This is a genomic window from Bacillus sp. AC266 (genome assembly GCF_979253805.1).
On the sequence record NZ_CEEDEC010000007.1, the window covers coordinates 136,800 to 159,393 of the forward strand.

Annotated in this window: 18 protein-coding genes; 5 read left to right on the forward strand and 13 right to left on the reverse strand. The window is 35.3% G+C overall.

Going from position 1 to position 22,594, the window contains the following annotated elements:
- Positions 1–519, reverse strand: coding sequence for an RNase A-like domain-containing lipoprotein (locus tag AC0IXC_RS24640; protein WP_002125157.1), 519 nt, complete (start codon positions 517–519; stop codon positions 1–3).
- 399 nt (positions 520–918) lie between these two features.
- Between AC0IXC_RS24640 and AC0IXC_RS24645 the strand changes: the two genes are divergently transcribed.
- On the forward strand, positions 919–1,467 hold the full coding sequence (locus tag AC0IXC_RS24645; protein ID WP_002029716.1) for a TVP38/TMEM64 family protein: 549 nt from the start codon (positions 919–921) through the stop codon (positions 1,465–1,467).
- 63 nt (positions 1,468–1,530) lie between these two features.
- Here AC0IXC_RS24645 and AC0IXC_RS24650 read toward each other — a convergent pair whose 3' ends face one another.
- From AC0IXC_RS24650 to AC0IXC_RS24660, 3 genes are all read right to left on the reverse strand, one after another.
- A complete protein-coding gene (locus AC0IXC_RS24650; RefSeq protein ID WP_012260292.1) occupies positions 1,531–3,231 on the reverse strand; it encodes a M4 family metallopeptidase in 1,701 nt (566 codons plus the stop codon).
- A gap of 174 nt (positions 3,232–3,405) precedes the next feature.
- On the reverse strand, positions 3,406–3,531 hold the full coding sequence (locus tag AC0IXC_RS24655; protein ID WP_002029719.1) for an NprX family peptide pheromone: 126 nt from the start codon (positions 3,529–3,531) through the stop codon (positions 3,406–3,408).
- Between the two features lies 1 nt (position 3,532).
- Complete coding sequence (locus AC0IXC_RS24660) at positions 3,533–4,804, reverse strand: helix-turn-helix domain-containing protein (protein WP_471653503.1); 1,272 nt, start codon at positions 4,802–4,804, stop codon at positions 3,533–3,535.
- A 199-nt stretch (positions 4,805–5,003) separates the two neighbouring features.
- Between AC0IXC_RS24660 and AC0IXC_RS24665 the strand changes: the two genes are divergently transcribed.
- A complete protein-coding gene (locus AC0IXC_RS24665) occupies positions 5,004–6,467 on the forward strand; it encodes a nicotinate phosphoribosyltransferase (RefSeq protein ID WP_002169184.1) in 1,464 nt (487 codons plus the stop codon).
- Between the two features lie 224 nt (positions 6,468–6,691).
- Here AC0IXC_RS24665 and AC0IXC_RS24670 read toward each other — a convergent pair whose 3' ends face one another.
- The 8 genes from AC0IXC_RS24670 to fdhF form a co-directional block, all read right to left on the reverse strand.
- Complete coding sequence (locus AC0IXC_RS24670; protein WP_471653504.1) at positions 6,692–9,046, reverse strand: heavy metal translocating P-type ATPase; 2,355 nt, start codon at positions 9,044–9,046, stop codon at positions 6,692–6,694.
- 20 nt (positions 9,047–9,066) lie between these two features.
- On the reverse strand, positions 9,067–9,444 hold the full coding sequence (locus AC0IXC_RS24675) for an ArsR/SmtB family transcription factor (protein WP_002010461.1): 378 nt from the start codon (positions 9,442–9,444) through the stop codon (positions 9,067–9,069).
- A gap of 349 nt (positions 9,445–9,793) precedes the next feature.
- Positions 9,794–10,354 (reverse strand): class I SAM-dependent methyltransferase, encoded by a 561-nt coding sequence (locus tag AC0IXC_RS24680; RefSeq protein WP_016101850.1) that lies wholly within the window; start codon positions 10,352–10,354, stop codon positions 9,794–9,796.
- 126 nt (positions 10,355–10,480) lie between these two features.
- Positions 10,481–11,896 (reverse strand): amino acid permease, encoded by a 1,416-nt coding sequence (locus AC0IXC_RS24685; RefSeq protein ID WP_016101851.1) that lies wholly within the window; start codon positions 11,894–11,896, stop codon positions 10,481–10,483.
- A 103-nt stretch (positions 11,897–11,999) separates the two neighbouring features.
- The gene (ald, locus tag AC0IXC_RS24690) at positions 12,000–13,133 is read right to left on the reverse strand and encodes an alanine dehydrogenase (protein WP_002010453.1); all 1,134 of its coding nucleotides are present in this window, start codon (positions 13,131–13,133) and stop codon (positions 12,000–12,002) included.
- 370 nt (positions 13,134–13,503) lie between these two features.
- The gene (locus tag AC0IXC_RS24695) at positions 13,504–15,375 is read right to left on the reverse strand and encodes a glycerophosphodiester phosphodiesterase (RefSeq protein WP_341086772.1); all 1,872 of its coding nucleotides are present in this window, start codon (positions 15,373–15,375) and stop codon (positions 13,504–13,506) included.
- Positions 15,376–15,529: 154 nt separating this feature from the next.
- A complete protein-coding gene (locus AC0IXC_RS24700; protein WP_002140332.1) occupies positions 15,530–16,012 on the reverse strand; it encodes a helical membrane plugin domain-containing protein in 483 nt (160 codons plus the stop codon).
- Between the two features lie 12 nt (positions 16,013–16,024).
- Positions 16,025–18,967, reverse strand: a complete 2,943-nt coding sequence (gene fdhF, locus AC0IXC_RS24705) for a formate dehydrogenase subunit alpha (protein ID WP_002010447.1) — start codon at positions 18,965–18,967, stop codon at positions 16,025–16,027.
- Positions 18,968–19,262: 295 nt separating this feature from the next.
- Here fdhF and fdhD point away from each other — a divergent pair, with 295 nt between their 5' ends.
- Positions 19,263–20,069 carry a formate dehydrogenase accessory sulfurtransferase FdhD gene (gene fdhD / locus AC0IXC_RS24710; RefSeq protein ID WP_215590673.1) on the forward strand — a complete coding sequence of 269 codons (807 nt, stop codon included), beginning with the start codon at positions 19,263–19,265 and terminating at the stop codon, positions 20,067–20,069.
- Between the two features lie 501 nt (positions 20,070–20,570).
- On the forward strand, positions 20,571–21,077 hold the full coding sequence (locus AC0IXC_RS24715) for a GNAT family N-acetyltransferase (protein ID WP_002010444.1): 507 nt from the start codon (positions 20,571–20,573) through the stop codon (positions 21,075–21,077).
- Positions 21,078–21,439: 362 nt separating this feature from the next.
- Here AC0IXC_RS24715 and AC0IXC_RS24720 read toward each other — a convergent pair whose 3' ends face one another.
- Complete coding sequence (locus AC0IXC_RS24720; RefSeq protein WP_002029704.1) at positions 21,440–21,562, reverse strand: hypothetical protein; 123 nt, start codon at positions 21,560–21,562, stop codon at positions 21,440–21,442.
- 333 nt (positions 21,563–21,895) lie between these two features.
- On the opposite strand from AC0IXC_RS24720, the gene AC0IXC_RS24725 reads away from it, so the two are divergent.
- Positions 21,896–22,567 (forward strand): response regulator transcription factor, encoded by a 672-nt coding sequence (locus AC0IXC_RS24725; protein WP_002010439.1) that lies wholly within the window; start codon positions 21,896–21,898, stop codon positions 22,565–22,567.
- The last annotated feature ends 27 nt before the right edge of the window (positions 22,568–22,594 follow it).

Below are 22,594 nucleotides of genomic sequence, written 5' to 3' on the forward strand. Positions count from 1 at the left end.
TTATTTATCTGATGGATAAGAAGTAATAATCTTAAATCCTAGATTTCCTGATTTATCTCTCGCTAAAACAGTAACAGTCTTTACTAGTTTGTCTTTTACATTCATATTTTTCTTTATTACTGTTTTTCCAACTGGAAATGAATGAGTTGTATTCAATACAAGACGAGCCTCTTTAGAGTTTTTCAACCAATCCTGAATTTCTTTATCATGTTGTTTTAAACTATCTTTCACAGCCTTTGTCGCTGTTTCCTTATCATAGTATGTACTTGCCGCTGAAACTTTATCTGTCTTCAAACGATTCTTCAAATCCTCTTCTGATTTGCCTACATGCCTTTCAATCGTATGACCATTTTTAGGTGGCCCTTCCATTTCATCTAAAATATTATCACTAATTTTTTCTACTGATGTAGAATGATCCTCTTTTGGTTTTTCTGTTTTTTGTTCTTTTCCTGCACATCCACTTAAAATCAGCATTAGTGCCAATAAACTACTCAAGAAAAGACTACTTAATCGTTTCATCGTATCACCTCTTCCATGATTATTATCGTAACTCCACTAAAAGTCAATTTCACAAAGAAAAAATGTATACAGTTTTAAAATCCTCATTCATTTTGCTATATTTTCCACCCCCCTTTCATCAAATCACTGTTTTTCGCCCTTTTTAAAATATACCCCCATGTTTTTATAATTATTTCCCAGATGAAAACACCAATCGAAATACTCCACAAACCCTTTAAATACAGGGTTTATGGAGTGTTTTTTAAACAAACTAAATATACCCCTACTTTCATATACCCAATACCTATATGAGGTATAGAAACCCCTTTCTATCAACAGTTTCCTACATTATGTAAATTTGCACTTGCCTACACAATAGAAATATGGTGTAATGCAAAAAAAGATAAAGGATTTTAAACAATGGCTGAAACAATTCAAAACTTCTTAACAGACTATTATTCAATCGCAATTCCACTTAGTATCTTAATTAACATCATCATCAGTCTTTTAGGTTTTATCCCTAGTATTTTTTTGACCGCTATTAACATACAACTCTTCGGTGTAACAAACGGAACCATTATTTCGATCGCAGGTGAGGCATTAGGGGCTATTATCTCGTTTTATATTTATCGTATAGGCCTTCAGAAATTCACTCACAACAAAGTAAATAAGTATCCAAAGGTAGAACGCCTACTTTATGTAGAAGGTAGAGAGGCCTTTCTACTCGTTCTATCGTTTCGATTCATACCTTTCATCCCATCAAGTATCGTTACTTTATTTGCAGCTCTAGGCAAAATGTCATTACTCTCTTTCAGTATTGCCAGCACAATAGGGAAAATACCGGCTTTATTGATTGAAGTATATTCTGCATATCATGTCATTAACGGAACAAATGAAGCGAAATGGATTATTACAATCGCAGGTTGTGTTGGATTATTTTATTTGTGGAAAAAATGGAGAAAAAAATAAAGAAGGAGCCTATGCTCCTTCTTTATTTTTGAGGTATTTTATTAATAACTATCCCTTAAAGCCTTAGTTTACACCAACAGCACTAAATGATTGCTTAACTGCTGCTACTTCTGCAGAGCTAGCACCATATAAATCAGCTGCAGCTTGTACTGCACCAGCACGTGCTTGACTAAATGTAGTAGATTGCGTGAAATACTGTGTATTTGCACGGTAGTAAATCGCACCTAATTTATCTTTACCGATACCAGTTACAGTTACACCAGAATGCGTACCACCATTTGCTAATAAATAAGCTTGTTTGTTAATAATACCACTGTTTGTATGAACGCCACCGTTATCACTTGAACCAGTGTAACGCTTAGAATAATGGTCTGGGTCACCATATTTCGCTGGATCACTCATAGAACGAAGTGCATCTCCCGCCTTACTAGGTGTATAAATATCTTCACCAATCTCCCAATCTGGGTTACGGTTATCATAGAATTCTACTAAAGTACCAAAAATATCAGAAATTGCTTCATTTAACGCTCCTGATTCATTTTGATAAATTAAATCCGAGCTATTTTCCGTAACAGCATGTGTTAATTCATGGCCAATTACATCAATGCCACCAGATAATGAAGTGAATGTTACACCATCACCATCTCCGTATACCATTTGTGAGCCGTTCCAGAATGCATTATTATACTTACTTCCGTAATGAACTGTTGATTTTAATGGTGCTCCTGCATCATTAATAGAGTTTCTGTTAAATGTAGCTTTATAGTAATCATATGTTTTACCTGCATAGTAATGAGCATCTACTGCCGCTGCATCATACGCTGCATTGAAAACATTATCTGCATCTGCCCATAATGTTCCTGGTAATGTTGAGCGGTTTTTCGCATCATATGTGAAAATTGTTGCTCCGCGCGTATTATCTTGTAAATAGTAAGATGATCCAGATAACGTTGTATTAAGCGATTTCGTATCTCCTAATACACCTTTACCAGTTCCAACTTTATTCGTCCCTGTTACAGGCTTTACAACCGCTTTCGCTTCCTGTTTAGGAGCATCTTGCTTAACTGGTGACTTATCATCATTCGTTACATGATCAAGTTTATTATATTTATTTAACACTTTACCGCTTTCCGCTTCAATGAAATAGTAATAGTTTCCTGGATTTGGCTCTAAGAAGTTTAAATTCACAACGTATGCATATGTCGTTTCTTCACCATTTTGATATACATATAAATCCGCTTTTGGATCTACTTCGTATTTAGGTGTTACTCCTAAATCTTGTTGCGCAATTTCAATTGCTTTTGCGCCTTCAATCTTATTTTTGTTTTTTAACTTTTCCTTCTTGTCTAAATCAGGCGCAACTGTTCCAGACAATACTTTTAAAGAACCATCTTTACTTACGTGAGCTACTTGAGTAGACCCCCATACAGGTACTCCCTCGTAAACTTGTTGCATACGTACTACTGTTGAATCAGTTACAGCATCTTTTTTCACTTGTTTCACTTTGAAAGAATCTTGTGCACTCTTTTCCCCTAGCTTATAATCACCTTTTGCTGCGTTTAAGTAATCAAACACCACAGATTCCGCTTTCTTACCAGTCGCTCCAGTTAGATCACCAGAAATAAACTCAGGTGACTGTACCGTCTCATTGTACTTCTTAGTAGAGAGTACATTTTTAGAATCCGCAAATGCAGAGCCTGTCCCTCCGAACGTAGTAACTGCCATTCCTGCCGCTAACACTAACGCTAAACTCTTCTTTTTCATCTAACATTCCCCCTAATAAAAAATTTTTGAAAAAGAGTAGTTTCATATTATCATTATGTTTCCACTATTAATATACTAAAAATTCAATTAATTTCTTTCTCAAGTGTTGTAGAATTTTGAGGAACAAATATTGAAAAATAAAAACCCCCTTTCCGTTTGGAAAGGGGGTTTTTATTAAGAGTTTACCACTTCAACTACATTCTCTCCTTGACCATAGATATCCGATGTCCAAGCATACTGAGGTTCCAATACCACTAATACAGCTACCAAAGCCAAAGCACCAATAATTATTTTCTTCATATTATTTTCCTCCCTTTTCTTCCAATAAATTAATTGCTAATTTATAATAGTTATTACTTTCTCGAAACTCTAATAATTCTTCATGATACGCTGCTAGTTCTAAATACACCATTTTTAATTCCTTTTTATTCTCTTCACTTCTATAAAATGGGATCGCCTCAACTTCTAAAAATTTTTTATAAACATCTTTAGTTTCAAAGTATTTATGCTTAAGCACTAAAAGTATATATAGCATACTTTTATACTTTTCATCCCTCTTCGCGACATCTACCCCTTTACTGATCCACTCTTTTGCTTCTTCAAATTCTTTTAATTCTATACACTGTAAAGCAATCTCATATACTGCATCAATATAATTTAAATCCTCTTCCTTCTTATACTTTAAGCATTGCAAATAATAATCTTTAGCCTTTGCATAATCTTTTAAGTTATAGTACAAAAATCCTAAGTTATTTAAAGCAATAGCTGTTATGCTTTCTTTATCAGCAAAAGAATTCGCCTCTCTCAAAATATTATTATAAATAGAAAGCGCTTCATCATATTGCCTTTTCTGTATGTAACTCAACGCAATAAGTAATTGACAATTTATTACATACCGAAACTTATATTCATTCTTAAATCCTTCCATTGCTACATTAGCAAAATGTAAAGTCATATGTTCAACTTCTAATTCATTGTAAACAAGAGCTAAATTAAAGTATATTCCATTTTCGTGATACCCTTGCTCCTTCGCCATTACTTCTGTTCGAGCCAAGTACTCCAATGCCGTCTTATATTTATGTTGTAAGAAATGATATAATCCCTTGCTATACGTATATAATAATTTCTGGAATGGTGAATACTTTTTATACATCTTCTTTAAGCTCTCTAACTCTTCTTCGACAGCAGGAAAATCCCTTTTCATAATTAAATAACGTGTATACAGCAGTTTATAATAATTTATAATTTCAAAATCCAACACATGCTTCATTTCACCTTGCAACTCTTCGTATATGCGCTCTACTTGTTGCTTGTCCAAATGAACTAATGCATTCAACCACTCGTCCAACTTCACTTTCACATCTTCTTCTACATCTCTCAAATCCGTCACAGCAATTTCTAGTCTTGTGCAGAGCAATTGTAGAATTTCTTCTGATGCTTCAATCTTTCCATTTTCGATCTTACTTAAGTATGAGACAGAACAAATGCCCTGACATAATTCTTCTTGTGTCATTTTTTGCTGTAGCCGTTTATAAAAAACTTGCTTGCCTATTTTTTCTAATGTTTGTTGCATTGTCCTCCTCCATTCTCATTACCCCCACTACTCTAATAATACATAAAATCTAGAGAAATATAAATTGATAAATGTAAATTTTCTAAAAAATATGCATTATTTCATTTTTTTCTCTCTTGACTTCAATCCCCTATTACTTCTTTGCTACGAAAGGGGAAAAATTGGTATACTATAACCAAATTACGGAGGTGTTTTCGCAATGAATCATTATAAAGACGATAGTTACGCCTTACATACAGATTTATATCAAATCAACATGGCTTATACATATTGGAAAGATGGTATTCATACTCGCCGTTCTGTTTTTGATCTATACTTTCGAAAGCTTCCATTCGAAAACGGCTATGCTGTTTTTGCTGGTCTTGAAAAAATTGTAGAGTACATAGAAAATTTCAGCTTTACCGAAAGTGACATCGCTTATTTAGCAGAGCTGCAATTTGAAGAAGACTTCCTTCATTATTTACAAAACATGAAATTTACTGGCACGATTCGTAGTATGCAAGAAGGCGAAGTTGTTTTTAATAACGAACCATTATTACGTGTTGATGCACCGCTTGGCGAGGCACAAATAATTGAAACCGCCCTCTTAAATATTGTAAATTACCAAACATTAATTGCTACAAAAGCTGCACGTATGAAGCACGCTGCAAATAATGATGAGCTTTTAGAGTTCGGTACAAGACGCGCTCATGAGTTTGATGCTGCCCTTTGGGGAACACGAGCTGCCTTTATTGGTGGTTTTTCATCTACAAGTAACGTTCGCGCAGGGAAACGATTTGGCATCCCTGTAGCTGGCACACATGCCCATTCTTTCGTTCAAGCATATCGCGATGAATATGTTGCATTTAAAAAATATGCTGAAACACATAAAAAATGTGTATTTCTTGTCGATACATACGACACATTAAAATCTGGTGTTCCAAATGCGATTCGTGTTGCAAAAGAGTTCGGGGATCGTATCGATTTTTATGGCATTCGCCTTGATAGTGGTGATATGGCATATTTATCAAAGGAGGCCAGAAAACAACTTGATGCAGCTGGATTTACAAACACAAAAATTATCGCTTCTAGCGATTTAGATGAATATACGATTATGCACTTGAAATCTCAAGGGGCAAAAATTGATGTATGGGGTGTTGGTACAAAGCTGATTACATCCTTTGAGCAGCCAGCATTAGGGGCTGTTTATAAACTAGTCGCTATTGAAGATACTGACGGAAAATTAAATGATACGATTAAGATTTCATCTAATCCTGAAAAAATTACAACCCCAGGACTTAAACGAGTTTATCGTATTATTAACCGTGTTAACGATCATGCAGAGGGCGATTATATTGCTTTAGAGTCAGAAGAACCCGGAAAAGAAGAGCGTTTAAAAATGTTTCATCCAGTTCATACATATATAAGTAAATTCGTAACAAGCTTTGAAGCACGCGAACTACATCAAGATATTTTCATTAACGGTAAAAGAGCGTATGAATTACCTAATATATTAGATATTCAAAAGTATAATGAACGCAGCCTCTCACTATTTTGGGAAGAGTATATGCGAACTTTAAACCCAGAAGAGTACCCTGTCGATTTAAGCCAAGAATGTTGGGATCATAAAATGAATTATATTCAAACTGTTCGAGAACAGGTTGAAAAAAATATACAAAAATAAAGTGAAGCTTTAATCAGTGGGGTTTTGTCCCTCCCCCACTTCTCCATTTTTCAATACTATATGGATATTTGTAAAAAATATATTAAAATAATAAGAAGAATATTATATTTTTGTAAATTTATATATTAAATTATTTAAAAACAAAATAATATTTGATATTATTTTCTTGAGTCAATTTCAACAAAATAACCAATAAAAAAGAGGACGCAATTGCGTCCTCTTTTTTATAAATCTTTTACTCGTAGTACACGCATTGCATTTAATACTGCAAGTAACGTCACACCAACATCTGAGAAGACTGCTTCCCACATTGTTGCAATACCAAAGGCGCCGAGTAATAACACTAACCCTTTTACCCCTAATGCAAATATAATATTTTGCCATACGATGCTACGTGTACGTTTTGCAATTTTTACTGCTGTCACAATTTTTGAAGGCTCATCAGTCATAATAACGATGTCAGCAGCTTCAATTGCTGCATCTGACCCTAAGCCTCCCATCGCAATACCAACGTCTGCCCTTGCTAGTACTGGCGTATCATTAATACCATCACCGACGAATGCAATCTTTTCTTTACCGCGTTTTGCTGCATCAATTTTTTCGATTTCTTCTACTTTTTGGTGTGGTAATAATTCGGCATGAACTTCATCTAAACCTAATTCTTTACCAACAGCTTCCCCGACTGATTTTGCATCACCAGTTAACATGACTGTCTTCTTAATACCTAGTTCTTTTAACTTTTGAATTGCTTGTTTTGAATCCTCTTTTACCTCATCAGAGATAACAATATAACCTGCATATTTACCATCTACAGCAACATGAACTAGTGTACCTACTGTATTTGGTTGCTTAAATGTAATGTTTTCTTTGCTCATTAATTTAGCATTACCTGCGAAAATTTCTTTTCCTTGTACTTTTACAACCGTACCATGACCAGAAATTTCACTATAGTCTTCAATAGCATTTTCATCGATTGATTTTCCATATGCATTTCGAATAGATTGTGCAATCGGATGATTTGAATATACTTCTGCAAATGCTGCATATTCTAATAGCTCTTCAGCTGTGATACCTTCACTAGGCTCCATCTTCGTAACTTTAAAGACACCTTTTGTTAATGTTCCTGTTTTATCAAAAACGATATATTTCACATCATTCAATGCTTCTAAATAGTTACTTCCTTTTACTAAAATACCACTTTTAGATGCCCCACCAATACCGCCAAAGAATCCAAGAGGAATCGATACAACGAGCGCACATGGACAAGAGATTACTAAGAACACTAAAGCTCTATAAATCCAATCGGAGAATGTAGCACCCTCTAAAATAAGTGGTGGAATAAATGCCATTATTGCTGCTGTTATAACTACAACAGGAGTATAATAACGTGCAAACTTTGTAATAAAGTTTTCTGTTGGCGCCTTTTTGCTACTTGCATTTTGTACTAAGTCTAAAATTTTCGATACCGTGGATTCACCGAACTCTTTTGTAACTTCGACAATTAATACACCATTTTGGTTTACAAAACCACTTAATACGTCATTACCAACTTCTACTTCCCTCGGTACAGACTCACCTGTTAACGCTGAAGTATCCATCATTGATGTTCCCTCAACTACTTTCCCGTCTAACGGTACTTTTTCACCTGGTTTTACGATAATATACTCACCAATTTGCACATCTTCTGGTGATACTTGTTTCGTTTCGTTTCCAACTTTCACATTCGCATAGTCAGGACGAATATCCATTAATGACGTAATTGATTTTCGAGAACGATTTACTGCAATACTTTGGAACAGTTCCCCTACTTGGTAAAATAGCATAACTGCTACCGCTTCTGGATATTGTTGAATCGCGAAAGCTCCTAAAGTTGCAATTGCCATTAAAAAGTTTTCATCGAACACTTGGCCGCGAGTTATGTTTCTTACCGCTCTCCAAACGATATCTCCACCTATTAATAAATAAGCAAGGACGAATAATGGAATTGTTATCATTTGCGGTAATCCGGCTAACGCAGCAATTCCTGTCAAAATTCCACCGACTACTAATCTTCCTATCATCTTTTTCACATTTCCATCACCATGATCATGGTCGTGTCCTTTTTCCTCTTCACGAACAACTTTTACATCAGGCTCTAACTTTTGAACAACATTTTTTATATTTTGTACAGTCGATTCAAGTTCTCGTTTATTTGCAACTTCTACTCGTAATTTCTTTGATACGAAATCAACAGTCGCTTCTGAAATTGTTGGCATTTCCTTTACCTTATTTTCAATCTTCATTGCACAATTTGCACAGTCTAAGCCTTCTAGTACAAATACTTCTTTTACTGATTTTGTTTTTTGCTCTTCTTGCACTTTAATATGTGGCTCTAATTTTGTAACAAGTTGCCTCGCTTCCGTAACAACTTGATTTTCTTTATTTTGCGGTGTTTCTAAAAGCATCGTTTTTGTTGCAAAGTTTACGGAACAAGATGTTACCCCTTCTATATTCCCAACACCTTTTTCAATTTTCATTGCACAATTTGCACAATCTAAACCTTCTAGCATAAGTTTCTTTTTCACTAATGCTTCTGCCATCGTTCTCCCTCCTCGCTTTTTTATTCTTCCTCGTTTACGTGTTCAAACGCTTGCTCGAAGATATGAATTACGTGTTGATCAGCTAATGAGTAATAAACTACCTTTCCTTCTTTACGGTTCTTTACAAGCTTCGCTTGCTTTAATACACGAAGCTGATGTGAGATTGAAGATTGCGTCATTCCTAATAAATAAGCTAAATCACAAACACACATTTCAGCTTCAAATAATGCATGTAATATTCTCGTACGTGTACGGTCACCTAATACTTTAAATAATTCTGCTACTTTACTTAAACTTTCATCAGTCGGAATTGTTTGTTTTACTTGATCCACGATTTCCTCGTGAATTACCGTTTGAGAACATGCTTCCTGTTGCGTTTCTACTTTATTTTCAGCCATCACAGCTCACCTCTTTATTTGAACATATGAACAACTATTCATATGTCTTATATCTTTATTATATGAGCGTCCATTCATATGTGTCAATGAATTCTCATACATTTTTTAAAACATTTCGTTTATATTTCAAAATAAATATATAAATATTCTCCGCATCTATCATGCCCTTCATACAAAAAGGATGCACGAAAACTACCGTGCATCCCTTCTTATTTATCCCGCATTAACGGGCAGTAAGACTCCCACCTCAAAATGCAGCTGGAACAAAGAAGTTAGGTGGGAGATTAACTGCCCGTAAAAGCCCGATTGGTGAGGGCTAATAATCAGTGGGGGATGAAGCCCCCACTGATTAAAGTTTCACTTTATTAACTTTTACTGCATCCACAATTAACGAAGCAAATCCTAATTTACCATCTTGATTTCTATGATCAAAACGTTTCGATCGATAAATAAATCCACCGTTCTCTTCCCAATCACTATAATGAAACTGGCCATTCTCATCACAGTATTCTAAAAGCTTTACTTGAAAACCTACTGCTTCAAACATAGATATAATCGTTTTGTAGTTATGTACAATTTTATGACTTGCAGCTGGATGATCTAACGGGCCAGGTCCTCCCACTTGCACACCACGCTGATATTCTTCATTGGGGAAAAATGCATCCGGCACTGCACAACGAATATAACCATCATCTTGTAAAAACTCAAAGCATATTTTAGCTGCTTCTATACCTTCTTCATACGATAAATGCTCCCATACATGTTCAGCTAAAATTACCGATAAAGAATTAGGCTGAAATTTATTAAGCCACGTTTCTCTTTTTAATAAATTTAATTCATCCTCATTTGTATGTAACCAACCTGGGTTATTATTATATCCCTCTGCTCCAACGACAACTTTCGTCTCCATCTTTCCACCCCTTCTTATATTCCGACATAAAAATTCGACAACATAACATTGGTCTCCTTTATTTCCCCAAAAGAAAAAGCCTTGCGCGCTCCCTAGACGCACAAGGCTTACTAACTTTATATCCCTTTAATTAGCTTTTTCTAAACTATCTTGCGAACTTCCATCGTCTTTTAAATGACTATGTTTTTTCGAATAAACAAAGTATACAACCACTCCGATTGCTAACCAAACACCGAAGTATATCCATGTTTTTAACGGTAGATTTACCATTAAGAATAGACAGCTTGCAACTGAAATAATCGGTAAGATTGGTACAAGTGGTACCATAAATCCACGTTGTAATTTCGGGTGCGTTTTACGAAGAATGATGACAGTTACACCAACCATCGCAAATGTTAATAACGCTCCAATATTCGCTAAATTCGACAATTCTTTTAAATCGATAAATCCGGCAATTAAAGCACTACCAATTCCTGTTAACCAAACTGAAAATGTTGGTGCTTCTGTCTTCTTGTTAATTTTCGCAAAAGATTTTGGCAATAAACCGTCACGGCTCATAGCGAAGAATACACGTGTCGTAGCGTAGATGTATGCGAAAATTACAGCCATAATACCAATTACAGCTCCAATAGCGATTACACCAGCCACTTTATCTTGTCCTACAACTTCTAATACATAGGCCATCGCTTCAGGTACATCTAATTCCTTATAAGAAACCATACCTGTCATAACGAGACAAACTACAACATAAATGATTGTACAAATGACTAATGAAGCAATAATACCAATCGGCAAATCACGTTGTGGATTTTTCACTTCTTCAGCAGAAGTTGCTAATGCATCAAATCCTAAGAAAGCGAAGAATACTGCTGCTCCTCCGGCAAAGACTCCACTTAAGCCGTACGGTGCAAATGGTATCCAGTTTTCTGGTTTCACGTAGAATACACCAACTGCAATGAATAAAACAACAATACCAATTTTAATTAATACCATTATGTTATTCACACGCTTACTTTCTTTTGTACCTCGTGATAATAACCAAGTTATCACCAACGTAACGATAACTGCGGGTAAGTTCACCATACCACCTTGCGATGGAATCGTTAACAACGCTTTTGGAATTTCAAGTCCCAATCCACTCACTAAATTATTGAAATAACCTGTCCATCCACCAGCTACTGCGGCAGTCGTTACGACATATACGGATAGCAATGTCCATCCCATTAAATGGGCAATAAACTCACCAATTGTTGCATATGAATATGTGTACACACTACCTGAAACAGGAAGTGCAGATGCAACCTCTGCATAACATAAAGCTGCAAATCCACAAACAATTGCTGCAATCATAAATGAAAAAATAACTGCTGGACCAGCATCTCTTGCTGCTACTAATCCAGTTAATACTAGAACTCCTGTACCAATTATCGCACCAATCCCTAGCATTGTTAGGTCAAATGCCCCTAGCGTTTTCGTCAAAGTTTTACTTTTACTTTCCCCTAACAATTGCGTAACGGATTTCTTTTTAAATAGGTTGGCCACGATGAATGCCCCCTTTTACCAAGAAGAGCTAAGAGGTATTATCTCTTAGCTCTTATCATGTTGTTTTATATATTGTTCGATTTTGTTTTGTATAATGCTTCTATTAGCAAGATACTGTTTCTGCTTCTAATAATTCTTTAGCACCTTTGTACTCTACACCGTGAGCTTCTGCAACTGCTTCGAATGTTACATAGCCTTCTAATGTATTAATACCTTTTAATAATGCAGTGTTGCCTAGGCAAGCTTCTTTGTAGCCTTTGTTAGCAATTTGTACTGCATATGGTACTGTTACGTTTGTTAATGCAAGAGTTGATGTACGTGGAACCGCACCTGGCATGTTTGCAACTGCATAGTGAACAACGCCGTGTTTTTCATAAGTTGGGTTATCATGAGTTGTAATACGGTCAGTTGTTTCGAAAATACCACCTTGGTCAATCGCGATATCTACAACAACAGAACCTTGTTCCATTGATTTAATCATTTCTTCTGTTACAAGTTTTGGCGCTTTTGCACCTGGGATTAATACTGCACCGATTACAAGATCAGACTCTTTTACAGCTTCTGCAATATTGTAAGGATTAGACATTAAAGTTTTTACTTGGTTTCCGAAAATGTCATCTAATTGACGAAGACGTTCTGCACTTAAGTCGATGATTGTTACATCCGCACCTAGTCCAACTGCAATTTTAGCAGCATTTGTACCAGCTTGTCCACCACCGATAATTGTTACTTTACCACGTTTAACTCCTGGAACACCTGCAAGTAAGATACCTTTACCGCCTTTGTTTTTCTCAAGGAATTGCGCACCGATTTGTGCAGCCATACGACCAGCTACTTCACTCATAGGTGCAAGTAATGGTAAAGAACGGTTTTCTAATTGTACTGTTTCATATGCGATAGCAACAACTTTCTTCTCGATTAACGCTTTTGTTAATTCTGGTTCTGGAGCTAAGTGTAAGTATGTGAATAAGATTAAACCTTCGCTGAAGTGTTTGTATTCGCTTTCAACTGGTTCCTTAACTTTCATAACCATTTCCATGTTCCAAGCTTCTTCAGCTGTATCAACAATTTTTGCTCCCGCTTCAACATACTGAGCATCTGTGAAACCAGATCCTACACCTGCATCCTTTTGAATGAATACTTCGTGATTGTTACGAACTAAATGTACAACACCTGCTGGTGTCATTGCCACACGGTTTTCGTTGTTTTTAATTTCTGCTGGTACCCCAATACGCATAATGAAATGCCCCCTTATAATTAACAGAAAAAAGGAATTCTTTTTTCTTTTTGTAATAATTAATAACTTATGTCCTTATTCTAGCATAACTTAAAAATTATGAAAACGCTAACATACCATTTTTTTAAAGTTTATATATTTAGAATAGTGTAAATATACGAAACATTGATTCTATTGGGTTATTTGTACCATCTCATTATCTATCACTCTATTTACATTATATCCATTCAAAACGCATAGTAATTATTTATTATTTGACAATAATGTAACAATGCAAAAAAACTAAGTAGTTACGTATACATATACACTTATTACTTTGTACAATACTTTAGAAATATATTCTTTCCATAAAAAAAACAGCTACTAGCATTTAGCCAGCAGCTGGATAGATCATAAATAACTTTGAAAATAGATCTTCTGTCGTCTCGGTAATTTTATCAAACATATCACTTTCACGATCTTCTTGCTCTTTTAACATCTTAATTGTTTCACGTGCGTCTTCAGGATAATCGGTAATGATACCATCCACGTTTAACTTATAATATGCCTTTAAACTTTCCATATCATTTACTGTCCATACGTAAATTGGCTTGTTTAGCTTCCTTGCTTCTTTTACTAATTTCTTATTTAACATGTATTCTTCTGCTACATAAAAATCAGCCTTCACATTCTTTAAGTTAGCTCTACTCGCATACAGTATGTATCCTACTTTTATATTTGGATTTGCACGTTTAAACTCTTTAATAAGCGGATAGTGTAACGTTTGAATGACACATTGCTTCTCAAATTCATTATCTTTAATCGCTTTTAATACTTTGTTTACGAAATCTTTTTCGCCACCATGGAGCTTCACTTCAATATTAAGTTTGATTTTTCCTTTTGCCAGCTTAATGATCTCATCAAGTGTACTTATTTGTCCTGAAAACCCATCTTGACTAAGGGTAAGCTCTCTTAACTCCTCCATCGTTAAATCTGACACGTGAACATTAGCATTCGCAAGACGTTTTAGCTTCAAATCATGTATAACTGCTAGTTCACCGTCTTTTGTTTGCAGTACATCAATTTCAGCGTAGTCTGCTTTGGCATCAATAGCCCCCTGCAGAGCTTCTTTCGTATTCTCTACACCTTTTGAAATATAACCACGATGAGCCATAATAATTGGTTCTTTATATGAATTTGAAATAAACGTTACAATGAAGGCAACGACCATTCCGGCAGTAATAATTCCTACAATATATACACCAATAAATTTCCAACGATGTTTTTGGAAGAAACATTTATCTGCTTTTGTTTTCGAATAATCTAATCCTTCTTCTAATAAAACATCTTCAACCGGAACCTTTTGTAAATACAATCGTGTTATTGCCATAACATAAAATGGCGTCACGATAAAACTAAATAAATACAATGTACTCGTTAAAAATACAGACATTGTTGATTCTGCTAATAATGCAAATGTTCCCTGTGGATTTGTAAATTCATACATGCCCCATAGACACAATAAATACATTCCAAAAAATACACCGTACACAATCCCTATTGAAATAAAAAATCCTACTAAAAAGAATAGTACTTTAAAAAAACTTTCTTTTACTAACGTTGCACTTTTACGTGCTGCTGTGCGAAACGGCTTTTGCTCTAAAACAACAATAGGTAGAACAAAAATCCAGCGAAGGTTCAAATACGCAACTACAGCAAAGAACGTGTAATAACCAACTTGTCCCATCGTTGTCTTAAACAGTTCTCCTGTAATAAAGTTAGGAATTTGAATTTGCGGAATTAATGCCGTTTCATATCCAAGATTTAAAAGCGGTAACAATACGACAGCATATAAAATAAATCCCGGTAAGCAATATGTGAAAAGAGTAGGTAAATACGTTACGGTTTTATATAAAATCGGACGTAATTTCACCTTTTGTCTTTTATGAGCGAAGTACGAAATGATAATAAGCACCGCAAATTCCGTAAAGATAAGAAACAGTGCTAACAATGATAAAATTACGATTGCCAAAATGCCGTATGGTGTCTTTAAAAACGCTAATAATTCATCATTCGTCGCATTTGCATAACCACCAAAATACAATAACTTATTAAAAATGATCCCAAATAGCGGGACAAATACAATCGCTGCTAATAATTTATAAGCAAGTTGAAAGGTTAATACATTCCAAAAAGCAAATCTAACTGTTTGAAAGGAATGTCCCATTACCCCTGGTATAGATAGTCTTTTACGGTGTTGCATATATTCCTCCACATTCTAAAACGATATTTGAGATGGATTCCATATTTCCATTTCCAACCCATCTTTTTAATAATAATATATTCCGCTTAACATGAACACTCTTATACATACAATGAAAAAGTGATGGCTACTTGCCATCACTTTTTCATTTACTCTATTTTTTCTCTAACCCTTGACCAAATGCTTTCAAGAAGCTAAAACCGAATGTAATTGCTCTATTGATATCTGGATCTTTTAACACTTTAAAGAAATCCATCACTTTTGTTTTTTTACCACTATTTAATTCCTCTGTTGCAAATTGTAATCCAGTGACTAAACTAGATGTTATTTGTTTCGTTATTTCTGGGTCCACTGAAGATAATGCCTCTCCTGCCCCCATCATATTGTTTAATGCGTTTTTTACTGGTTCACGATTCAATTGTTCAACAGCTATTTTGGAAACATCTTCTTTTGCAGCAAGTAAACTAATTGCTGCATCTAAAATTCCTGCTTTTTGCAACTGCGCTAATAGCTGCATCGTCTCTTCTACTGCTTCTCTATTCTCAGCTAGATCATTTAACAACTCATCTGTTACTTGCTGTTTTTTTTCTTCTTCTGTTACAATCTTCTTTTTAATTAAAGTAATCTCTTTTGCCATTATCTCCGCCCCCTAATTCTGGTCCACAAGTGATACGTATTGTTTTCTTTGCCACTTTCGCTCGATTTCAACACCATTTTGCGGATGACGTTTTTTATCTCTCGGGTTTGAAGATGGTAACGGACGATTTCCTTTTTCACGTAATACGCGCAGTTTCACCATTGTTTGTTTATAAGCTGGTGTACACGTATAAATGTCTGTTGCTGTTCCTGTTAAAATATTGATTGCCTCTTCATTTACTGTCGCATGCATCGGCAAATACAACTCATTTCCAGTTACACGATCTGTAACAAGCGCTTGTACTTTGATTTTTCCAAATGGTGATGCTAACTCTACAAGACCACCATCTTTCACATTGCGTTCTTTAGCAAGTTCAGGTGAAATTTCAACAAATACTTCAGACACTTTAGATAAAATACCAGCCGACTTATTCGTCATATTCCCTTCATGGAAATGCTCTAGCATACGGCCATTATTTAATAGTAAATCATACTCATCTGGTGCTATAACTGGCGGAACCCATTCATCTAGTGATAAACGTGCTAGTTTGTCTGGGAAGTTAAATCCATCTACATATAATAATGGTGTATCACTACCATCATGGCTACCCCAACATAAACTATTCCAGCCTTCTAGACGGTCATACGTCGCTTGAGAGTATAACGGTGCAAGCGATGCAATTTCGTCCATAATTTCACTTGGACTTCCATAATTCCAGTCTCCGCCCAGTGCACGAGCTACTTTTTGTAAAATCCACCAATCTGGTTTTGAATCACCAAGCGGTTTCAATACTTCGTATAATCTTTGAATACGGCGCTCTGTATTCGTAAACGTTCCTTCTTTTTCTAAGCTTGGTGCTGCTGGTAAAATAACATCGGCGAAACGAGCTGTTTTCGATAAGAACATATCTTGAACAACAAGGAAGTCTAAATTCGCTAAAATATGTTGTACATGGTTGGCATTTGAATCTACTAAAGCCATTTCTTCTCCCATAACATACATACCACGTAGTTTTCCTTCTTCGGCCGCAAGTAACATTGCGATATTATTTAATCCCGGTTCTTTCGGAATGGTAGTACCGTATGCTTTTTCAAATTTCGCACGATGCACATCATCTGAAACAGCTTGGTAACCCGGAAGCCAGTTCGGTAATGTCGCCATATCACAAGCACCTTGTACGTTATTATGCCCGCGTAACGGATACGCACCGGCACCAGGACGACGGTAGTTACCTGTAACGAGAAGTAAATTTGAAATTGCTGCTGACGTTGTACTTCCTCCTGTATTTTGAGTTACACCCATTCCCCAAAGTACACAAGTACCATCTGCTTCATATACCATACGAGCCATTTCTTTTAACTGAGCTTTAGAAATCCCTGTAATTCCCTCAGTATAATCAAGCGTATATTTTTCTAGCATTTTGCTATATTCATCAAAATTCTTTACATTTTCAGCTATGAACTTTTTATCGTGCCAATCTTGATCAATAATGTATTTCGTTATCCCAGCAAGCCATACATAATCCGTCCCTTGACTCGGGTGAACAAATATATCAGCACGCTCCGCCATTTCATGTTTACGAAGGTCTGCGACAATTAGTTTTTGTTCATGTAATTTATGAGCACGCTTCACTCTAGTTGCAAGTACAGGATGTCCTTCTGTTGGATTTGCCCCAACAATAATAACAAGACCTGCCTCAGCAATATCTTTCACTGTTCCAGCATCTCCGCCCATACCGACAGTTTTAAATAAACCGTCTGTTGCTGGAGATTGGCAATAACGGGAACAGTTATCTACATTATTTGTTCCATATATTTGACGAGCTAGTTTTTGCATAAGATAGTTTTCTTCATTTGTTACTTTCGAAGAAGAAATAAACCCAAACGCATCGCTACCATACTCTGATTTAATATGTTGCATATTAGATGCAACAACTTCAAGAGCCTCTTCCCATGAAGCCTCAACAAACATATCCCCTTGGCGAATTAACGGCTTTGTAATACGCTCTTCACTGTTCACAAAGTCCCATCCGAATTTTCCTTTTACACATGTGGAAATACCATTAACCGGTGCATCTGAAACAGGTTGCACTTTTAAAATTTGACGATCTTTCGTCCATACTTCAAATGAACAACCTACACCACAAAATGTACAAACTGTTTTTGTCTTATTAATTTTCGTCTTACGCATCGCGGACTCTACTTCTGAAACTGCTAAAATACTGCTATATCCAGGCTCTACATCTTTTACAAAATCAATCATTGGATTAAGCACATCTGGTTTTAAACCAGTCATAAATCCAGCTTCTCCTAGCATCGTTTTTTCCATTAATGCATTACAAGGACAAACTGTTACACATTGCCCACAGCTAACACAAGACGAGTCATTTATACTCACACCATTGTCCCAAATAACACGTGGACGGTCTAAACTCCAATCAATCGATAAAGTTTCATTCACTTGTAAATTTTGGCATACTTCTACACACTGCCCACAAGCAATACATTGATTTGGATCGTATCGATAGAATGGATGCGACGTATCCACTTCGCATGCACTTACTTTCGGTTCATATGGATATTTCTGTTCTTCAATCTCCATCATATGTACTGTATTATGGACTTTACAGTTACCATTATTGTTATCACATACTGTACAATACAATAAATGATTCTCTAATATTCGATCCATCGCTTCAGTTTGTGCTTCCTTTGCACGTTCCGATTGCCTCTCAATATGCATGCCATCTTCCAACTTTGTCGAACAGGCACGTAGTAAACTTCCATTCACTTCTACAATACATGTATCACAAGTTTGAATAGGATCTACCTCTGGTACATGACAAATTTGAGGATGTTCTAAATTACTTTCGTTAAACAATTGGAGTATCGTCTTTTCACCTGATACGAAAAATTCTTTACCATCAACGGTTACACGGACTGTCTGTTCTGTCATAGTTTCCCCTCTCCTTACAACTAACTGTACAACACAATTATGAATCCGTTTTCATAATTGTGTTGTACATATTTTTGAAGCGCCCTGTTGAAATACTTTCCTTTGGAAGTCGATTCTAGATGTTATAAGGTATAACTACGAAAGCTTGAAAATGTCGCTATTCTACAAATCTATTATATCGTACATATACAATAATAACCAAAATAATCTGCCATCTTCTTGTTAGTAGATGCTTTTGTTTTTTCGATGTTTTATGATAAATATGGAGAAAAATACATATAAAGGGGAATTTAATATGGGGCCTATTCAAGAAACATATACAATTGTACGTTATCACTCTGGTACATTTTCAAAACAAACCGATGAGGTTGTTACGGAATCTCCCATTACAATTAAATTAAATAGCGAAGAATATGTAACAGTTGTATGCACTCCTAATTACATTGAAGATATGGTAACCGGTTTTTTAATTTCTGAAGGAATTATTTCTTCTTATAAAGATATTGAAGAATTATGGATCCAAAAAGAAAACGGAATTGTCCATGTAAAATCATCAAAAATTAATCCGCTCTATCAAACTTTATATAATAAACGGTACGTAACTTCTTGTTGTGGGAAAAGTAGACAAGGTTTTGTTTTCGTCAACGATGCAGCAAAAGCAAAAAAGTTACATGATATACATATAACTATTACTCCGGAAGAATGTTTTCACCTAATGACTTCCTTACAACAATCTTCAACTACATTTCGCCAAACGGGTGGTGTGCATAATACCGCTTTATGTGATCGAAATAACATTCTTTTATCAAGAATGGATATCGGAAGACATAATGCGCTAGATAAAATATACGGTCATTGTTTACGAAACAATATCTCTGTTCAAGGGAAAATCATTGCGTTTAGCGGACGCATCTCATCTGAAATTTTGTTAAAGGTTTCAAAAATAGGTTGCGAAATTGTTCTATCTAAATCAGCTCCAACTAAACTAGCCCTGCAACTCGCCCACGATTTAGGTATTACCGTAGTAGGATTTATTCGAAATGGATCTTGCAATATTTATACACATCCGGAACGAATCGATGGCTACAAAATAAACGATTGAATACGTAAAAGAAAGTGAAAATTTAATCAGTGGAGGGTTTTTCCCTCCTCACTGATTATTAGCTCAACCAATCGGGCTTTTACGGGCAATCCGACTCCCACGAATATTCGGATAAAAATGACTCCTTTACAAAGCGGGAATTTTAGTTATATAAATGTAACATATTAAAACCTTGAATAGTTAATAAAGTTAATATATAATTTCATTACATAAAGTGAAACTATAATCAGTGGGAGGTGTTCATCCCCCACTGATTATTAACCTTCACCAATCGGGCTTTTACGGGCAGCAGGGCTCCCACCTAACTTCTTTGCTCCAGCCGAATTTTGAGGTAGGAGTTTTACTGCCCACAAATAGCGGGATAAATAAAATGAAAACATAGTAGCATAATCTTTTCATTCTTTTACAAATTAAGAAAGAATAGTCACAGAATACATTTAACTAAACTTAATCTTACAAAGTTAATGAATTAAATTTGAATCAATCTAGGAGGTTACAACTATGGAAATTCGCTTATTAACAACAGAGGATGCAGAAATTTATTTGAAAGTGTGTATGGAAGGTTTAATGAAAAACCCTGAGGCTTTTAGCTCTTCTTATGAAGATGTTCTTAAACAGGAAAACCCTGTCGCTGCTATGGCAAAGCGATTAAGCAATCCGGATAAGTATACTCTAGGTGTCTTCAAAGATAATGATTTAATCGGTATTGCTACTCTAGAAACAAAGCCATTTATTAAGCAAGAGCATAAGGCAAAAATCGGCTCAGTTTTTGTTTCTCCAAAAGCGCGTGGCCTCGGTGCAGGACGAGCTTTAATTAAAGCGATTATTGAAAATGCCGATAAATTACATGTAGAACAGCTTATGCTTGATGTTGTCGCTGATAACACTGCTGCAAAAAAATTATATGAGTCCCTCGGCTTCCAAACTTACGGTGTGCAAGAACGTTCCTTAAAACATAATGGCCAATATTGGGACGAAGAGCATATGGTTTTATTCTTAAATAATTAACATTTTAATATAATTTTTCAAAAGCATCTTCTTATTAATTAAGATGCTTTTTTCATTACAACAATGTAATCTTCATGTCACCTTTATCGATCGTTCCAATCCTTTCCATTCGTTATACTAAAAATATAAAGTGAAACTTCACTCAGCGAGGAGGATCCGTCTCCCGCTAATTATTAAATGAACGTATAGCATGCAATTGATATGTAGAGGAGAATGTAACATGAAACAAAAAAAACAAGCTATCTTTTTAATATTTGCTACAGCAATTGTAACTTCTGGACTGGCAATTCTACCCTGGTTTATTATATAGAACACATTAAAAAAGCTTATTGCTTCTTAAGAAGCAATAAGCTTTTTTTCTATTATAAAATCCCGAAAAATTTATTTACACAACTTATCATAATAAGCATAGATACCGCAACACACATTACAATCGCATTACGATCTTGCTTTTCTTTTTGTAAACGTTCTACTTTTTTACTCATGTGTACAATCCCCTTTATATTAAAAAAAGTGTGAGATAGGAAATTTTTCTTATCCGATGCGAGGTGAATACGAAAACCCTCTCTATCTCACATACACAATAGAATGGAATTGTCATTTTATAAATAAAATGACATGACGTTATGTCGCAACATAGGGTATTTGTGTCGCTACGTTTTCTATTATAAAAAATAGTTGTGCAAAACTAGTGCATTTTTTATGTCAATTGCCCTGATTGAAAAAATCAGCCATCCATTCAATCACATAAAAAGAGTTTTTTATTATTTTCATGTAAACTATACAAGTAGAATGAATAGTTTGGGGTGCACAAGATTATGGTGAAAATTTTATTAGTAGACGATGAAGAACGTATGTTACGATTGTTAGATCTGTTCTTAAGCCCTCGTGGCTATTTTTGTATGAAAGCTACTTCTGGCCTTGAAGCGCTAGAATTAATCGAACAAAAGGACTTCGATATTATTTTATTAGATGTTATGATGCCGAATATGGATGGGTGGGATACTTGCTATCAAATCCGTCAAATTTCCAACGTTCCAATTATTATGCTAACAGCTCGCAACCAAAATTATGATATGGTCAAAGGTCTGACTATGGGAGCAGATGACTACATTACAAAACCATTCGATGAGCATGTATTAGTCGCGCGAATCGAGGCTATATTACGCCGTACGAAGAAAGATGGCTTTGTTAGCTTCAATGGTATTGAGTGGGATAAAACGAAACATACTGTTACAGTTTATGGTGAAAGAATCTCACTAACTCCTATTGAATTCTCGTTACTTGGACTCTTTTTACAAAATACAAACCGTGCTTACAGCCGTGATGATTTAATTGAAAAAATTTGGGGCTATCAAACAGACATCGAATACAGAACTATCGATTCACATATTCGTAATATCCGTGATAAATTACGCAAAAAAGAATTTCCAGTTGAAGATTACTTAGAAACCGTCTATAAAGTCGGATATAAATGGAAAAGTGAATAATTACTTTAATCAGTGGGGATGGATAAA

What these genes read in the sequence shown, in the direction of transcription:
- AC0IXC_RS24680 (WP_016101850.1), bottom strand. Translation starts at nt 10,354, where the DNA reads ATGGAGACGAAAGTTGTCGTTGGAGCAGAGGGATATAATAATAACCCA.
- AC0IXC_RS24725 (WP_002010439.1), top strand. Translation starts at nt 21,896, where the DNA reads ATGGTGAAAATTTTATTAGTAGACGATGAAGAACGTATGTTACGATTG.
- fdhD (WP_215590673.1), top strand. Translation starts at nt 19,263, where the DNA reads ATGGGGCCTATTCAAGAAACATATACAATTGTACGTTATCACTCTGGT.
- AC0IXC_RS24655 (WP_002029719.1), bottom strand. Translation starts at nt 3,531, where the DNA reads ATGAAGAAAATAATTATTGGTGCTTTGGCTTTGGTAGCTGTATTAGTG.
- AC0IXC_RS24675 (WP_002010461.1), bottom strand. Translation starts at nt 9,444, where the DNA reads ATGGCTGAAAATAAAGTAGAAACGCAACAGGAAGCATGTTCTCAAACG.
- AC0IXC_RS24660 (WP_471653503.1), bottom strand. Translation starts at nt 4,804, where the DNA reads ATGCAACAAACATTAGAAAAAATAGGCAAGCAAGTTTTTTATAAACGG.
- AC0IXC_RS24700 (WP_002140332.1), bottom strand. Translation starts at nt 16,012, where the DNA reads ATGGCAAAAGAGATTACTTTAATTAAAAAGAAGATTGTAACAGAAGAA.
- AC0IXC_RS24715 (WP_002010444.1), top strand. Translation starts at nt 20,571, where the DNA reads ATGGAAATTCGCTTATTAACAACAGAGGATGCAGAAATTTATTTGAAA.
- ald (WP_002010453.1), bottom strand. Translation starts at nt 13,133, where the DNA reads ATGCGTATTGGGGTACCAGCAGAAATTAAAAACAACGAAAACCGTGTG.
- AC0IXC_RS24720 (WP_002029704.1), bottom strand. Translation starts at nt 21,562, where the DNA reads ATGAGTAAAAAAGTAGAACGTTTACAAAAAGAAAAGCAAGATCGTAAT.
- AC0IXC_RS24650 (WP_012260292.1), bottom strand. Translation starts at nt 3,231, where the DNA reads ATGAAAAAGAAGAGTTTAGCGTTAGTGTTAGCGGCAGGAATGGCAGTT.
- AC0IXC_RS24665 (WP_002169184.1), top strand. Translation starts at nt 5,004, where the DNA reads ATGAATCATTATAAAGACGATAGTTACGCCTTACATACAGATTTATAT.
- AC0IXC_RS24645 (WP_002029716.1), top strand. Translation starts at nt 919, where the DNA reads ATGGCTGAAACAATTCAAAACTTCTTAACAGACTATTATTCAATCGCA.
- AC0IXC_RS24670 (WP_471653504.1), bottom strand. Translation starts at nt 9,046, where the DNA reads ATGGCAGAAGCATTAGTGAAAAAGAAACTTATGCTAGAAGGTTTAGAT.
- fdhF (WP_002010447.1), bottom strand. Translation starts at nt 18,967, where the DNA reads ATGACAGAACAGACAGTCCGTGTAACCGTTGATGGTAAAGAATTTTTC.
- AC0IXC_RS24695 (WP_341086772.1), bottom strand. Translation starts at nt 15,375, where the DNA reads ATGCAACACCGTAAAAGACTATCTATACCAGGGGTAATGGGACATTCC.
- AC0IXC_RS24640 (WP_002125157.1), bottom strand. Translation starts at nt 519, where the DNA reads ATGAAACGATTAAGTAGTCTTTTCTTGAGTAGTTTATTGGCACTAATG.